Origin of the sequence: Streptococcus suis (genome assembly GCA_002831545.1) — a bacterium.
Classification (GTDB): domain Bacteria; phylum Bacillota; class Bacilli; order Lactobacillales; family Streptococcaceae; genus Streptococcus; species Streptococcus suis_P.
In genome coordinates, this window is sequence record CP025095.1 from 1898718 (window position 1) to 1914496 (window position 15779).

The 15779-nt window shown below is 40.1% G+C and carries 12 protein-coding genes and 2 pseudogenes; 5 read left to right on the forward strand and 9 right to left on the reverse strand.

The window, feature by feature from the left end:
* Window positions 1–21: 21 nt before the first annotated feature.
* Window positions 22–117 (forward strand): annotated as a pseudogene (locus CWM22_09215) (hypothetical protein).
* Window positions 118–548: 431 nt separating this feature from the next.
* Here the strand turns inward: CWM22_09215 and ccpA are convergent.
* Window positions 549–1553, reverse strand: a complete 1005-nt coding sequence (gene ccpA, locus CWM22_09220; protein AUC92063.1) for a catabolite control protein A — start codon at window positions 1551–1553, stop codon at window positions 549–551.
* 208 nt (window positions 1554–1761) lie between these two features.
* Between ccpA and CWM22_09225 the strand changes: the two genes are divergently transcribed.
* Window positions 1762–2847, forward strand: a complete 1086-nt coding sequence (locus tag CWM22_09225) for an aminopeptidase P family protein (GenBank protein AUC92064.1) — start codon at window positions 1762–1764, stop codon at window positions 2845–2847.
* Window positions 2848–2886: 39 nt separating this feature from the next.
* Here CWM22_09225 and CWM22_09230 read toward each other — a convergent pair whose 3' ends face one another.
* Window positions 2887–4029, reverse strand: a complete 1143-nt coding sequence (locus CWM22_09230; GenBank protein AUC92065.1) for a tRNA guanosine(34) transglycosylase Tgt — start codon at window positions 4027–4029, stop codon at window positions 2887–2889.
* A 309-nt stretch (window positions 4030–4338) separates the two neighbouring features.
* On the opposite strand from CWM22_09230, the gene CWM22_09235 reads away from it, so the two are divergent.
* The gene (locus CWM22_09235) at window positions 4339–5181 is read left to right on the forward strand and encodes a hypothetical protein (protein ID AUC92066.1); all 843 of its coding nucleotides are present in this window, start codon (window positions 4339–4341) and stop codon (window positions 5179–5181) included.
* Window positions 5182–5476: 295 nt separating this feature from the next.
* On the opposite strand, the gene CWM22_09240 is transcribed toward CWM22_09235, so the two are convergent.
* The 3 genes from CWM22_09240 to polA form a co-directional block, all read right to left on the reverse strand.
* Complete coding sequence (locus CWM22_09240) at window positions 5477–5914, reverse strand: CoA-binding protein (GenBank protein ID AUC92067.1); 438 nt, start codon at window positions 5912–5914, stop codon at window positions 5477–5479.
* A 119-nt stretch (window positions 5915–6033) separates the two neighbouring features.
* The gene (locus CWM22_09245; protein ID AUC92068.1) at window positions 6034–6789 is read right to left on the reverse strand and encodes a glucose-6-phosphate isomerase; all 756 of its coding nucleotides are present in this window, start codon (window positions 6787–6789) and stop codon (window positions 6034–6036) included.
* A gap of 12 nt (window positions 6790–6801) precedes the next feature.
* Window positions 6802–9438 carry a DNA polymerase I gene (gene polA, locus CWM22_09250; GenBank protein AUC92069.1) on the reverse strand — a complete coding sequence of 879 codons (2637 nt, stop codon included), beginning with the start codon at window positions 9436–9438 and terminating at the stop codon, window positions 6802–6804.
* 76 nt (window positions 9439–9514) lie between these two features.
* Between polA and CWM22_09255 the strand changes: the two are divergent.
* A pseudogene (locus CWM22_09255) lies at window positions 9515–9613 on the forward strand (PTS cellbiose transporter subunit IIC).
* A 21-nt stretch (window positions 9614–9634) separates the two neighbouring features.
* Here CWM22_09255 and CWM22_09260 read toward each other — a convergent pair.
* The 3 genes from CWM22_09260 to CWM22_09270 all read right to left on the reverse strand — a co-directional run bounded on the left by CWM22_09260 (window position 9635) and on the right by CWM22_09270 (window position 13658).
* Window positions 9635–10099 (reverse strand): IS200/IS605 family transposase, encoded by a 465-nt coding sequence (locus CWM22_09260; GenBank protein AUC92070.1) that lies wholly within the window; start codon window positions 10097–10099, stop codon window positions 9635–9637.
* Window positions 10100–10288: 189 nt separating this feature from the next.
* The gene (locus CWM22_09265) at window positions 10289–11668 is read right to left on the reverse strand and encodes a hypothetical protein (GenBank protein ID AUC92071.1); all 1380 of its coding nucleotides are present in this window, start codon (window positions 11666–11668) and stop codon (window positions 10289–10291) included.
* Window positions 11640–13658: a hypothetical protein gene (locus CWM22_09270; protein ID AUC92072.1), complete on the reverse strand. Its 2019-nt coding sequence runs from the start codon at window positions 13656–13658 to the stop codon at window positions 11640–11642. The genes CWM22_09265 and CWM22_09270 overlap by 29 nt, the downstream gene beginning before the upstream one ends.
* 165 nt (window positions 13659–13823) lie before the next feature.
* Here CWM22_09270 and CWM22_09275 point away from each other — a divergent pair, with 165 nt between their 5' ends.
* Window positions 13824–14159, forward strand: coding sequence for an XRE family transcriptional regulator (locus CWM22_09275; protein AUC92073.1), 336 nt, complete (start codon window positions 13824–13826; stop codon window positions 14157–14159).
* A 90-nt stretch (window positions 14160–14249) separates the two neighbouring features.
* On the opposite strand, the gene CWM22_09280 is transcribed toward CWM22_09275, so the two are convergent.
* Window positions 14250–15575 (reverse strand): hypothetical protein, encoded by a 1326-nt coding sequence (locus tag CWM22_09280; GenBank protein AUC92074.1) that lies wholly within the window; start codon window positions 15573–15575, stop codon window positions 14250–14252.
* Between the last annotated feature and the right edge of the window lie 204 nt (window positions 15576–15779).

Genomic DNA, 15779 nt, shown 5'->3' on the forward strand with positions numbered 1-15779 from the left:
AAGGACAGCTTGAATGTTTTTTTACCAGTAACTGGTGAGAAAGGAAGTTTATGGTTATTGACAAGTGGTATTATCGGGCTTGCAATTGCGTTATTTACACGTAAACGTAAATTATAATAATCACCTAACTGATACAATTCTAAAGGATGAGAACAAGCCCAGTACTGCTTCTCTAGATTCGCATCAACATCTCCACAACTTCCAGAGTGTGACAGACTTAAAATCAACCACAAAGCCCTCGCTAAGCTTATACATCTAGCGAGGGCTTTATATTTATTTTTTATAATCTTTTAGTTTTCGGTTAGTATAGCCATTTCGTTTGCTTTTAGTACTCGCTTCAAAGGTTCAGGGAACCTTTGAAGGCTGGAGATAAGTCGAAGCAAGTTTGCCTCAATAGCTACAGGTTGCTAGAACAGCCTAAAGGCTGTTCTAAGTTGGAAATGTCTCCTCGCTCGTCGAAGTAATAAAAGATAAACTAAATGATTATAATGTTTGATAGAGTGAGGGGCGGAGTAATAAGATATCTTATTCGGCTACTCCCATATTTATCACTTAGTTGATTTCCGTACTTTGATTCCGTGGTTAAGAACTACCTCACGGTTTTCCAACTCTTCCTTATGCATGATTTTGGTAAGCATGCGCATAGCAATTGCACCAATATCATATAGTGGCTGATTGATAGAGGTCAGGTTTGGACGGGTAAACTTAGTCACTAGGGAATCATCACTTGTGATGATTTCAAAGTCTTCTGGAACCTTGATGCCCATATCACTAACACCATTCAATAGACCTGCAGCAATCTCATCTTCTGCAACATAAGCTGCAGTTGCTCCGGCATTCAAAATACGTTCTGCTAGAGCGTAGCCTTCCTCGTATTTATACTTGGATTCAAAAACCAATCCTTCGTTAAACTCGATTCCATTGTCCTTCAAGCCTTGTTTGTAGCCTGCAAAACGAACTTTACCGTTGATGTCATCTACAAGCGGTCCTGATACAAAGGCAATTTTCTTGTTGTTCTTAGCTAATAGATTGACTGCATCAACACTAGCAGCAGCATAGTCAATATTGACGCTAGGTAATTGGTGCTCCAAGTCCACGGTACCAGCTAAAACAATCGGTGTACGTGAGCGTGAAAACTCCGCACGAATCTTGTCTGTCAAATGATAGCCCATGAAAATGATTCCGTCCACCTGTTTTGAGAATAGGGTATTTACCACATTGATTTCTTTCTCATCATTTTCATCACTGTTTGCTAGGACGATATTGTATTTGTACATATCGGCAATATCATCGATACCTTTGGCCAAGGTTGCAAAATAGGCGTTAGCAATATTTGGAATCACAACCCCTACAGTTGTCGTTTTTTTACTTGCCAAGCCACGCGCAACAGCATTTGGACGATAATCCAAACGGTCGATGACTTCTAATACTTTTTTACGAGTATTTTCCTTTACGTTTTTATTCCCATTTACCACGCGCGATACTGTCGCCATGGATACACCTGCTTCACGGGCGACATCGTAAATCGTAACCGTATCATCAGTGTTTAACATAACTTTTGTACTCCCTTTCAATATTCTATTTCTATGAAAATTACGCTTTCACTCAATAATAGTGTATCACTTTTTGAAACCACTTTCAAGAGAAAAAACCTATTTTTTTGATAATACTTGCAATTTTTTTCATTTTTTGGAACAATAGTCTATATAATAAACGAAATTTTCACTTTTTTTACCACTACATGCTAGAAAGGGCTCCACTATGTCAAAATTACATCATGTTAAATCCTACTTAGAAGCCAACAAAATGGACTTGGCCATCTTCTCTGATCCAGTTAGCATCTATTATCTGACTGGCTATCATAGTGATCCTCATGAACGCCACATGATGCTCTTTGTTATGCCTGACCACGACTCACTACTCTTTCTCCCTGCCTTGGATGTAGAGCGTGCGGTTGCGACTGTTGATTTTCCTGTAGCCGGCTATATGGACTCAGAAAATCCATGGCAGATTATCAAGAGCAAATTACCACAAAAATCTTTCTCAGCAATCGGTGCAGAATTTGATAATTTGAATTTAACCCGCTACCATGGTCTTCAGTCTATCTTTAGCCAACCATTTTCAGACATTACGCCTCTGATTAATACTATGAAATTGATCAAGTCTCGTGATGAAATTGAAAAAATGCTGGTTGCTGGAGAGTTTGCGGATAAGGCTATGCAGGTTGGTTTCAATAACATCTCACTCGATGTAACTGAAACTGATATTATTGCTCAGATTGAATTTGAAATGAAGAAACAAGGCATCTCAAAAATGAGCTTTGAGACCATGGTCTTGACAGGTAACAATGCTGCAAATCCACACGGTATTCCCTCAACAAACAAAATCGAGAATAACGCTCTGCTATTGTTCGACCTAGGCGTGGAAACTTTGGGTTATACGTCTGATATGACACGGACTGTCGCTGTCGGCAAGCCAGACCAGTTTAAAAAAGATATTTACAACTTGACTCTGGAGGCTCACATGGCCGCGGTCAATATGATTAAGCCTGGGGTGACTGCTGGCGAGATTGACTATGCCGCTCGCTCTGTGATTGAAAAAGCAGGTTATGGCGAGTACTTCAACCACCGACTCGGTCACGGTTTGGGAATGAGTGTCCATGAATTCCCATCGATTATGGAAGGCAATGATTTGGTCATCGAAGAAGGTATGTGTTTCTCTGTCGAGCCTGGTATCTACATCCCTGGAAAAGTTGGTGTTCGTATCGAGGATTGTGGTTACGTTACCAAAAATGGCTTTGAAGTCTTTACAAAAACACCAAAAGAATTACTGTATTTTGAAGGATAAAAAACAAGCCTCCTACGATTTTGTAGGAGGTCATTTTGTTTAGAAATTTCTACCGTTTTTACCGTAACCATATTTTTCCATAAAGTCTTGACGGAATTCCAAAAGGTTGTCATCCATAATAGCCTGACGGACATTTTTCATCAAATTAATCAAGAAGTAGAGGTTGTGATAACTTGTCAAACGAATACCAAATGTCTCGTCGGCCTTAAGTAAATGGCGGAGATACGCACGTGTATAGTTTTTACATGTGTAGCAATCGCACTCTGGATCTAATGGTGTAAAGTCCTCAGCGAACTGAGCATTTTTCACTACAAGACGTCCACGACTGGTCATACAGGTTCCATTACGCGCAATACGTGTTGGTAATACACAGTCAAACATATCAACCCCACGAATCACGCCATCAATCAAGCTATCTGGTGCTCCAACCCCCATGAGATAGCGTGGTTTATTCTCCGGTAAAAGAGGGGTTGTGAAGTCCAGTACAGCATTCATTTCATCGTGTGTTTCACCAACAGCCAATCCTCCAATAGAGTATCCTGGAAAATCCATGCTAACCAAATCATGGGCTGATTGGCGACGAAGATCTTCAAAACCAGCACCTTGTACAATACCAAATAAACCTTGGTCATGCGGACGGCGGTGAGCCTTGAGACCACGTTCTGCCCAACGACTTGTTCTTTCAATCGATTTTTTTACATAGTCATAAGGCTGGTAGAACTGCGGACACTCATCAAAGCTCATCATGATGTCTGAGCCTAGATTGTTTTGAATGGAAATAGCTTTTTCAGGTGACAGGAACATCTTACTACCATTGAGATGGTTTTTAAATGTAACACCTTCTTCTGAGATATTGCGACTATCCGCCAAAGAATAAACTTGGAAACCACCTGAGTCTGTCAGGATTGGCTGGTCCCAATTCATAAACTTGTGCAAACCACCTGCACGCGCCACCAATTCGTCACCCGGACGAAGCCACAAATGATAGGTATTAGATAGGATAATGCCTGAACCCATCGCCTTCAATTCTTCAGGCGACATGGTTTTTACCGTTGCCTGAGTTCCAACTGGCATAAACATCGGAGTTGGAAAGGTCCCGTGTGGGGTAATGATTTCGCCCAAACGTGCACCTGTGTGCTTTTCTTTCTTAATCAAGCGATACTTGATTGGAACATCTGTCATCTTTTATTTACCTCCCGCTAGGAAAAACAGTCCTAGGATATTAGTTCTGGATTCACAGTTCAGCTCTTTCATATCATCCATAAAAGTACTTTAGCTGGAAATACAGTTTCTCAATCTTGCATGGTCTAATCCATCAGAATGTCTTCTTATTTCAGCAATATTTACCTTGTCTTCTACTTATTTTAATAGTAAATAGATAGGCGCATCACAACAAACTGACAAATTCCCACAGCACCTTCCAGTCTATCAAAAAAAGCCTAGCTTGTCATCTAGAATTATGTTACAATATTCAGCAAGGAGGTTATGTAGATGTTTACAATTTCTAATATACGTGAGCGGGCTCGCCAAACACTAAACGAGACACCTGGTATCTATCAAGTGGCCGTCATCCCCGTCACTATTTCTGTTATCGTTCAGTTAATTTCTTTCTCTCGCAATAGCCTTGCTGAAGTAACAGCTGAGGAACTTGCTAGTCCTAGCTACTTTATTTCTACCTCCTTGTTTCCAATATTTTACGGATTGCTATTAGGACTACTGCACTTATCCATTATATGCACTATATTTCATCTTATCAAAGGGGTAAAAACTTCCACATCATTTAAAGATGTGCTGATGATTTTCAATCATAAAGATTTCTGGAAAATCTTTCGAACCTACATTTTAAAAAGTTTCTTGCTCTTCCTTTGGGGACTACTGTTTTACTTTGGTATTGGTTTACTTATCGGTGCTGGAACGATGATTACAATCATAGCTGCATCCAGTCAATCCTTAGACCCTGATGCACTTCCTATGGAAATCCTTGCCATACTAGGGCTAATGGCCATGGGAGGTATCCTACTTATGGTTTTAGGAATTGCTCTTTATATTCCACAATTCTATGCTTATTCACAGGTAGAATATATCTTGTTTGAGCAATTAGAACGCGAAGAATATACAGGCGCTTTTTCAATCATTTGGTCTAGTCGAAAGTTGATGAAAGGCTACAAGTTTAAACGCTTTACACTTGATTTATCCTTCATTGGCTGGTTCCTTCTTGTCATTATTACATTTGGCCTGGCTGGTTTATATGTATGGCCGTATCACTATGCTGCACAAATGCACTTCCATGAAGAAATTTTAGATGATCAGGCTAAGAAAATGAGTTACGTATAAAAATAAGAGCGATATCTGCTCTTATTTTTATATACACTTTTATGTCTATATTTAAGAAAAAAATATAGTAATAATTGGTAAAAACATTTGGATTGTGTTATACTATGATTGAGAAGCGACAAAGGACTATTTTAGCCTGCTTGGTATTGGAGCAGATTTCTTCCTTTCTATTTTTTACGCCATGTGTAGTAATTTGTTCCAATTCTAAGTGCTCCTCCTTAGAGTCATCCGGCAGTTCAATGGTTCATTGAACTGCTTTTTCGATGAAAAAAGTCGGATAAATATACCCGACTTATTAGTATTGTTCTTTCATTTCAAGATATTCAATCTTGATACATTTATTCATGACAATATCGTTACGACCTGCCTGACGCAATAGTTTTTCTGCTTCTTGACTTTCTAAACCAAGTTGAGCCCAGAAAACTTTGGCGTTCGACCGGATAAATTCCTGTGCTACCTCTGGTAAAAATTCACTTCTGCGGAAAACATCTACAATATCAATAGGTTGGTCAATCTCTGCTAGACTACTATAGACCAACTCGCCTAAAATAGTCTCACCAGCAGCCTTGGGATTAACTGGAATAATTTTATAGCCCGCTTCCTGCATGAGCTTGGAAACGCGGTAGGCTGCTGTCTCTTCTCGACTAGACAAACCGACCACTGCAATGGTCTTAGCATTTCTCAGATAGTCAAAGATAATGTCCTGACTAGGATTTTGGAAGGAATAAGACATAGAGACCTCCTTTAATGTATATTAAATGTTAGAATCAATAAAAGCTTAATGAATAAGGTGTGCTATAACACAATCTTGTCAGTTTTAACTCGTTACTGATTATAGCTTGTCTACCTTGATTATTTTTTAGCAATTTGGTACACGACATCCTTAACTTGCCCGATAACCTTTTTAAGATTGGTCCGATCTTTATCGGTTCCTGGATCTAAGGAATAATAGATCGAACCCACAACCACGGAGTCATCATAAGCAGCTGTTGATTCCATCCGATAAAAAGTCAGACGAGCTAATTTTTGATCTGTTAATAACTGTCGCCCAACCTGCCATTCCTGACCATTGATTGTGACAACCGTCTTTTCACTGAAAGAATGATTTGTTTCAACCATCCGTGCTTCTAATTCCTCCGGTGTCATATTGCGACCATCTTCCAGTGGAGACTGATTAAAAGCATTGATATTATAGAGTTGGACCATGTAATTGCTGGAACCTTCTTTAACATCGTAGACTGCAGCGACCGTCTCATCCTTAGTATTTTCTGCATTAATTGTCCAAGTAGATGGCACATCATAATAACGGAAATATTCCTTGATATTCCCATTTTCATCTTTTTCAGCAACACCATTATTGGCCGCATAAATCTTGTGGCCTTTTTGTGTTTCGTCAGCAGGTGGTGTACTATTAACAGCTACAAGCTCTGCATTTGCTAGAACATTGAACTGTTCGTTCGTAGTATCCTGCTTTTCTTGCAAAATCGGTAAAGTGGTTGAAAACTCTTCCCCTGAGGAAGCTGGTGTTTTCTCTGCCTTCTGCGCTGTTTTTCCACAACCTGCGAGCAGAAGACTACATAGACCAATACAAAGAACTATCTTTTTCATACTCTTCCTTTCTTACTTAGCTTCATACCATGTCGGTCCCTCATTTTCATCCGCAATCAATGGTACAGACAGGCTAATCGCCGATTCCATGGTCTCTTTTACCATGGCTTTTACCGTTTCTAGCTCTGCCACTGGGACTTCCAAAACAATCTCATCGTGTACTTGCAATAACATACGTGTCGCAAGACCTGCTTCAGTCAAAGCCTTGTCAAGATTAATCATGGCTACTTTGAGAATATCTGCGGCCGAACCTTGAATTGGTGAGTTGATGGCTGTTCGTTCCGCAAAATTACGGACATTGAAATTGCGAGAGTTTATATCTGGTAATTCACGACGGCGTTTGTAAATCGTCTCTACATACCCCTTATCACGTGCCTCACGAACAATGGTTTCCATGTAATTCTTAATTCCTGGGAAGCGTTCAAAATAGGTATCGATATAGGCTTTAGCTTCCTTACGTGTAATCCCCAAGTTATTGGATAGACCGAAATCTGAAATACCATAGACGACACCGAAGTTTACAGCCTTGGCATTCCGACGGTCATTTGGTGTCACATCCTCAGCTTTTTCGATACCGAAGACCCGCATAGCTGTCGAAGTGTGAATATCTGCACCTTGCTGGAAGGCCTCAATCAAATGCTCATCCTTAGAAATATGAGCCAAGACGCGCAATTCAATCTGGGAATAATCCGAAGCCAAGAGGACACTGTCCTCAAGCGATGGCACAAATGCCTTACGAATCAAGCGCCCTTGTTCTAGACGAACAGGAATATTTTGCAAGTTAGGGTCCGTCGAAGATAGGCGACCTGTTTGTGTCAAATCCTGTACATAGCGGGTATGGATCTTACCATCTTCTAAAATGGCATCCTGCAAGCCGACTACATAAGTTGATTGAAGCTTGGTAATCTGACGGTATTCCAAGATTTTTGAAACAACTGGTGCAATTGGCGCTAATCGTTCTAAGACATCTACTGCTGTTGAATAGCCTGTCTTGGTTTTCTTGGTATATTCCAATGGTAGTCCCATCTCTTCAAAGAGAATGGTCCCAAGCTGCTTAGGCGAATTGATATTAAATTCCTGACCAGCTAGTTCATAGATTTCCTTGGTCAACTGGTCAATCAAAACTTCGTTTTCAGATTGCATAGCTTTGAGAGTCTCAGCTTCCACTTTAATACCAGCAATTTCCATCTTAGCTAAAACATTTGCCAGTGGCAACTCCATGTCAAACAAAAGATCTAATTGCTGATTTTCTTCTAATTTGGTCAACATCGGCTCTTCTGTCTCAATCAAAACCTGAACCTTACGTGCCAAGTGTGGGAAAAAGATCTCGCGTTCTGGCAAGTCTAACTTAGCACCCTTGCCATAAACTGCCTCATCTGGAACAAGACTGGTCTGACCATAGAGGTTTGCAATGGTTGTTAGGGAATTGTCCTCAACGGTGGAAAGCAAGTATTTGGCTAGACGGCTATCGAAAGTAGCTGGAGGTAGTGTAATCTCTTTTCGGTCGAGAAGAACTTTTCCACGCTTAAAATCATAGGATTTTATGCTTTGTTTTTCTAAAAAGTCACGCAAGACTGGACTATCAAGTAGCTCAGGCCCTCCGACATAGATTTTCTCCTTATCTCCCCAAGCTAAACCAACCAAATCCTCTCGGTGATAATTTTCACCCAAGATTTCAAAATAGAAAAACTGGTCTTGTTTGAGCATAGCGGGGCTGATTTCCGTTACGATTTGGAAATCGAGTACCGCTTCCTCTTGCGAGCTGGTCGTACCTAACTGAGCCCTTAATTGTTTGAATCCCATGTCATCATAAAATTGTCCCAGTTCATCCACCTTAGGGCCTTGATAAACAATGTCATCCAGACCAATTTCGATTGGAGCATTGGTGTCAATGGTGGCAAGTGTACGAGATAGGAAGGCCTTCTCCTTATCAGCAATCAGGTTTTCTTTCATCTTAGAAGCCTTCATGCTGTCAATGTTTTCGTAGATACCATCCAAAGAACCAAATTCTGTCAGGAGTTTTAGACCTGTTTTTTCACCGATTTTGGTCACCCCAGGGATGTTATCGGACTTATCTCCCATTAGAGCCTTGAGGTCAATAAACTGAGTAGGGGTAATCCCCATTTTTTCCATGAGGTAGGCTGGGGTAAATTCTTCGAATTCGGCTACGCCTTTCTTAGAAATCTCGACTACGGTGTTCTCATCAGTCAGCTGGATCAAATCCTTATCACCGCTAACAATGGTCACATCGAAAGGCACCTCTGTCCGCTCTGCCATTTTGTCCAAGGTACCGATAATGTCATCTGCCTCGTACTGAGCCAGCTCATAGTGCTTGACCCCCATGGCATCTAGCATCTGACGGATGAAGGGGAACTGCTCGCGGAACTCGTCTGGTGTCTTGGCCCGGCCCGCCTTGTAATCGGCATACATCTCAGTACGGAAGGTGGTCTTTCCGGCATCAAAAGCCACAAGAATGTGGGTCGGCTCAATCCGCTTCATCATGTGGTCCAACATGAGATTGAAGCCGTATATGGCATTGGTATGCAGACCATTGGCATTCTTGAAGCGGTCGATTTGGTTATAAAGTGCAAAAAAGGCACGGAAGGCTACCGAAGAGCCATCGATTAATAATAATTTATTTTTTTTCATGTCTCTATTATAGCATGGATGGGGGAGTTTTGTGGGACTTAGAGGGCTGGAATAATCATGACCACCCGTCAAACGGGTGGTTTGAACAAGGGCTATAAGCCCACATCACCAGCCAGCGCCTAAAGACGCTGGCTTTCACTTTGTTCAAGCCTCACTGCTTTTGACTCGTCACTAGCCTCTTAAAGAGGCATTCGTACTACTTGCCATTATCCCTAAAGGGATCTTCATACTCTTTTACACTTAACTTATCAAGTGCTATATCATGTTTTTCCTGTTCTTGTATATATTTCTTAATTGTGGCTTCATTAAGTCCAACCGTACTTACATAATATCCCTCTGCCCAGAAATGACGATTGCCAAATTTATATTTGAGATTGGCGTGTTTATCAAACATCATAAGAGCACTCTTGCCTTTTAAATAGCCCATAAAACTTGATACACTTAGCCTTGGAGGAATACTGACTAACATGTGAACATGGTCTGGCATCAGATGACCTTCGATAATTTCAACACCTTTATAAGTACACAAACGTCGGAATATTTCTCCCAAACTACTTCGATATTGATTATAGATGATTTTTCGTCTATACTTAGGTGTGAAGACAATGTGGTATTTACACAGCCACTTTGTATGTGATAAACTATGTGCCTTTTGCGCCATATTTTTCTCCTTTCGCTTTACAATAGGCTTGAACACCTTTATTGTATCGCGTTTGGAGTTTTTTTGGTATAACCTTCATCGCGCACCCGCATAGCGGGTGGTTTATTTGTCACGCACCTTACGGAGCGTGACGGACTAAAAGTCACATAACAGAAAATCCTAGCCGAGACTAGGATTTAAAATGTGTTTTCATATTGTCAGTTGATAATCTTCTTTGACCTCTTCAAAGAACTTATCTATATTGGCATAAATTTTATCGTATTGTAAATTATCATTCTCCTCAAAGAATCTACGTTTTTGTTCCGGTTCTATAAACATTTGATAATGTACTTCTTGATAGGAGTATTTGAAAAATGCTAACCATTGTGGATAGTTAATGGCAAGGGGATTTTCGGTAATAATGATTTTGCCGAGATTAACAGCGGTACTGACTGAATGAGCGGTAAAAAGAATAGTTCCCAACTTTGGATATTTTTTCCTGTCTGTAGAAAAGGCAACGGCATCTGAGAGACTTGCTCCCTGTGACATACGGCGACAAGCATAGCCCACCCTCACTAAAACTTCAATAATCATCACTGGAATGGACATGGTCGCAAAATGTATAAAATCATAGCCGTCATAATACATTCCTTGGACAATTTGAGCGATGGTTTCTTCCTCTTCGCCGATTTGACCAAATTGCAAGAGGTTAAAAAGTCCCATCAGCGGAGCCGGTAATCCCATCGAAGTTGTGATATCTGATTTAAAATGGACCAGTTGCTTTGCTATTGCCAAAAAAATATTTGCTTCTTTACGATCTACATAGTTAGGCATATCCTGGATGACGATTTTCCCAAATTTATCAATCACTGTCATTTGTCCATTCATGATATCCCTTACACCAAAGATTAGACCCAGTAATGGATCATGTCCCAAGGAATAGAGACGATGATAGTGTGGAGATAGTCCATTTATGATACGTCCAGTATTTCGATTATCCTGAGCATCAAATGGAACTTTAGCAAATTCCAAATTTTCCATTTCTCCTGGTGGAAATACTGCTTTAAATCGATCTCTGACATAGTTGGCAAGCGGTCCAGCATCAGCCGACTTTGTAGGCATTCCAATCAAAAGAATATCAACGAGTGAAGCTAGAATCCCACTTCCCACCCCAAGCAAAATATCAAATGTATCGAGACTATAGATAGCCTTGTATTCAGCATTAAGTGCTTTCAGCACTTCGCGATTTTCTGCTATTTCATCAGCAGTCAATATATCTTCAAAAACAATATCGTCCTGAACTTGCTGATTAGCATTTTCTACTAATTGCTCCCAGGAAAGTACGGTTAGCTCTTTCTTGGAACCGATTTGAGCTTCTTTATTTTTAGTCATCTTAGCTTTACTTGGAAGTTGATAACCTAAAGAAATCAGAAGTTCTTCACTAGACGAGATTCGCTGATCAAGTCGTTTGGTATCCTCCTGTCTTTGTTTTTCCAATCCTACCAATTCCTGTTGCTGGTATTTTAGAACTTTCAATACTTCCTTTTCGCCTTGGCTATATTTATATCGACTCTGCTTGTTCTGATTCATCTTGCGTCCCTATATCCTCTTTCAATTCTTCAATAGCTTTTTGCAATAGAATATTTAAACTGGTCAAATAATCAATCCGTTCTTTATTCTCTTGATTTTCAGATTTTAGAGCCTCGATGATAGCTTGATGTTTTTGTAATGCAACTTTATAGAGGCGTTTCTTCTCCTGTTGGAGATGTTGTTGGGTAAGAATATTGGCAATTGTTAAACCACCACCTGCTAAAATTGCAACTGGAGCTGCAAGTACAAACAAACCTGCTACCATGCCACCACCAACAAGGGCGCCAGCAGCAGCTAAACCTGAGGTAATTCCTGCAGCCGAAAGCCCCACTGTTCCTAGTCCATATAAGGCACCGTAAGAAACAACACCGCCTAAGCCTGCTCCTAACCCCATAGCCAACACATCTTTTAGAGGACTATCAGCAATGATACGATTTGGATCCAGAATTGATAAATCTGCTTCATTTACGATATGAACTACACTTTGTAATGATTCCATAGAATCAAAATGCATTTTCTTAGCTGGTTCTTTTTTTACACCAGACATTTCAGCAGATTTTTGATTTGTTTTGTCCTTGGTTTGAGTCGTCTTATTTGCCGATTTCCATAAATGATTCCAACCTTTTCCTAAATCAGCGCCAATTTGACCTACGAAATCTGCTGAACCTTGAACAACTTTACCAGCCTCATTTCCTACGACACCTAGTCCTTTTCCTAGCTCATTGCCGAGCTGACCTACGAAATCTGCTGAGCCTTGAACAACTTTGCCAGCCTCATTTCCTACGACACCTAGTCCTTTTCCTAGCTCATTGCCGAGCTGACCTACGAAATCTGCTGAGCCTTGAACAACTTTACCAGCCTCATTTCCTACGACACCTAGTCCTTTTCCTAGCTCATTGCCGAGCTGACCTAATATATCCAAAGAGTTGTCAACAACGTACTGCACACCCTCTACTACAACATCAAATGGGGCATGCTCCTTATTCTTCCTTGCTTTGTCCACTAAATTTTTATCAAACGACGAAAAATCTAACTGAATAAATTGCTCATCAGGTTGTACTTTGATTGCACCATTCGGATATTCTTCTAATATTTCAACCGGTGCACCTTTAGGAATGATTCTACCAACACAATCATCTATTAACTGGAAAAGGCTAACCATTTCAAATTGTCCTTCGTTCATGTGAGAACGTCTAAGACCTTTACTTGGATAATCTTGCTCGAAATAATACGAAACTTCCATAATTAAACTAGGTAGGTAATCAGTAGTTCGATAGACAATTTCTTCTGGAATGCCAAAAAATGGTTCAGCGATACTGCCAGCTATAGCAGCCAGGGTATCACTGTCTCCACCAAGAGACACTGCATTACGAATCGCATCTTCAAAATCGTCTGCTTCTAAAAATGCTACGATGGCTTGAGGAACACTTCCTTGACAACTACTATCAAATTGATATGAGGGACGAATAGCATCCAGCGTAAAATCAAGATTGTAGAAATTGTCAGTTACAAACTGGCGGATTTCTTCTTTATTTTTTCCAGTTCGAGCCAAAAAGATTGCACCGGCTACTGCCTGGGCTCCCTTGATTCCTTCTGGATGATTGTGAGTTACAGAAGCAACACGTTCAGCTAAGGTTAGTGTCTCTTCGAGTGATTTACCGACATGACCACAGGCTGAGACACGCATGGCAGATCCATTCCCAAAACTATTGTAAGGTTCTGAATCCTTGCTCTCAATCCATTTTTTAAACTGAGGACCGTAACCAGCTCTAGGATACAGCTTACCAAAATCTTTCATATTCAAGACTAAAGCTACTTCTAAATCATCAAATGGTTCATTCAAACCCAAGAAACTAGCCGCAACTGCAGCTGTCATGACACTATCATCTGTAAATCGACAATTTGGATGAAATAAATCAAAATCTTTTGACTTAATATCTCTCCCCTCAAATCGTGACCCAATGACATCTCCAACTATTGCACCAAACATAGCCAATCCTTTCTTTTTATGGACAAAAGAGACTTTTTTCTCTATAATTTTTATATACTATATCCATTATACTACCATATCCTTATCACTCTGTAAAGTTATTTTTTATTATTTACCACGAAAAACAGTGATTTGTTTTCAATTGGTAGTTTTCGGAGGAATTTCATGAAACAGTACCCATTACAAGAACATATTACAAATCGTATTCGATATCTTCGCCAAGAAAAAAAGCTAAGTCAAGAACAACTCAGCGAAAAAGCAGAACTCGGAACCAACTATATCCATAACGTGGAGAAAAAGTCTTCCAATATTAAAGTTGAAACCTTAGAAAAAATAATGGAAGCCTTGTCCGTCACTCCCGATCAATTCTTTAATTTTCAGATTTCCGAAGCCAGTCCAGAAGCTCGTGAAGTCTTTGAAGCGATTACTCAGCTTCCTCAAGAAAAACAAACTAAAGTATTACAAGCTATCCGACTATTACTTGAAACAATCAATGATTGATAAATTCATTATCTTTGTTCCATTGGAAACAAAGATGCCAATAAGTATCCCATTTTATTGAACGAAAGATAGTAAAAATCCTAGCCGAGACTAGGATTTTTCTTTACGATAATAGATGTTTTTTGCCACCACTAGGCTATGTGGCTTTTCAAATTCTTGATCCAGATAAGATTGGTAGGTTCCAGGTGCGATAAATCCACGCATACCAAGTATATCGGTTCCAGCTTGTCCAATCACAGAATCAGCCAGAAGAACGCAATTAGTAGATAGGACGAAATAGGTTTTAAATTTAGACTTTCTAAATTTGAATAATTCCGCATGTATTGCCTCTTTCATTCGATAGGCATACATTTCAATCGGCTGGCCATCGGCTGTTTTCGATACTTTTTCAGGACTTGGATTCCAAGGTAGGAGCAGATTATCAATGTCAGCCAATCGAGCCTCAACTGCTTCTTCCTGTTCAGGTGTCAGGCTTAGCTGATAACCCAACATAGTCATTCCTTCTTGATTACAGAAGTCAATATAGGCTTGGCGCTCTGCTTTGAACAAGACTCCATCACCAATCGCACCACCCAAACGCTCAGACAGGACATCGTATGAACCATAACCATAAACCTGTCCTTTGTAACTCAAATCAACATGTCCAACTGCTCCGAACCCTTCTTCCCCAACGTGTACAAAGACTTCTAATGCTGGAAGCTCCGCAATTTCTTTGTGGCGGTTGTAGATAGACTGAGCCGTTTGTCCCTTATTATCCGCCAAGTAATCATTGACTTTTTGCAGGGTCATACGAGGAATCAAAGCTGCTAAAAATAAAGGTAGGGGCAAACGGACATGGCGCTTAAGATTTTGTTGCTCAATAGCCTCCTCAAACAAGAAACCATCACGCAGATTAGTTAGTCCGTACAAGACCAGATAACCTCCGATGACAATGGTTTGAACAACCAGCTGTGTGCCTGACACAAATAGGGAAGCTGAACCTAGTAAGGATAACCAAATTCCATCTATTAAATAGCGAATCCGTGGCTGTACCCCATCTTTTCGATATAGATAAAAAGTGATAAAATTAATGACTGCCGTAAAAAGCTGATAAATCCCAACAAAAATAGCCGCGAAATAGAGGGGAATTTGAACAGCTAAATCGAGACTGGCTAGGATCCCGAAAAGAACAGCCTTCCCAACTAGCGCAATGACACTTTCACTCGATTTCTTCTTTCTGAAAAATATCATGCTCAATTCATATAAAGCTAAAAAGAATAGACCTGCGTGAACAAATCGAAGAATCAGTCTTGGAAATTGCCAACCAGCAATTAAAAATCCAATACCGATGAAGACTAAGATTAGACCTTCTCCAACTAATTTTCGACCTGTTAATCCTAAATCACTTATTTTTTTCATGAGATGATTATAGCATATTTCTAGACTTATGTTTGCAAAAAAATCCTAGATGCACTAGGATTTTTTTGCTTTATAGCTGTGTTTCTCATATTTCAAATTAGTTCACAATACAAACTATCCGCTTCCGTGTTTTCAGGCTCGGGTTAGAGGCTGGGCAAAAAGCCCAGCACCACTTCTTAGAGTTCGTGTCAACATCTCAGCGCAGTGGTTGATTGGCGGATT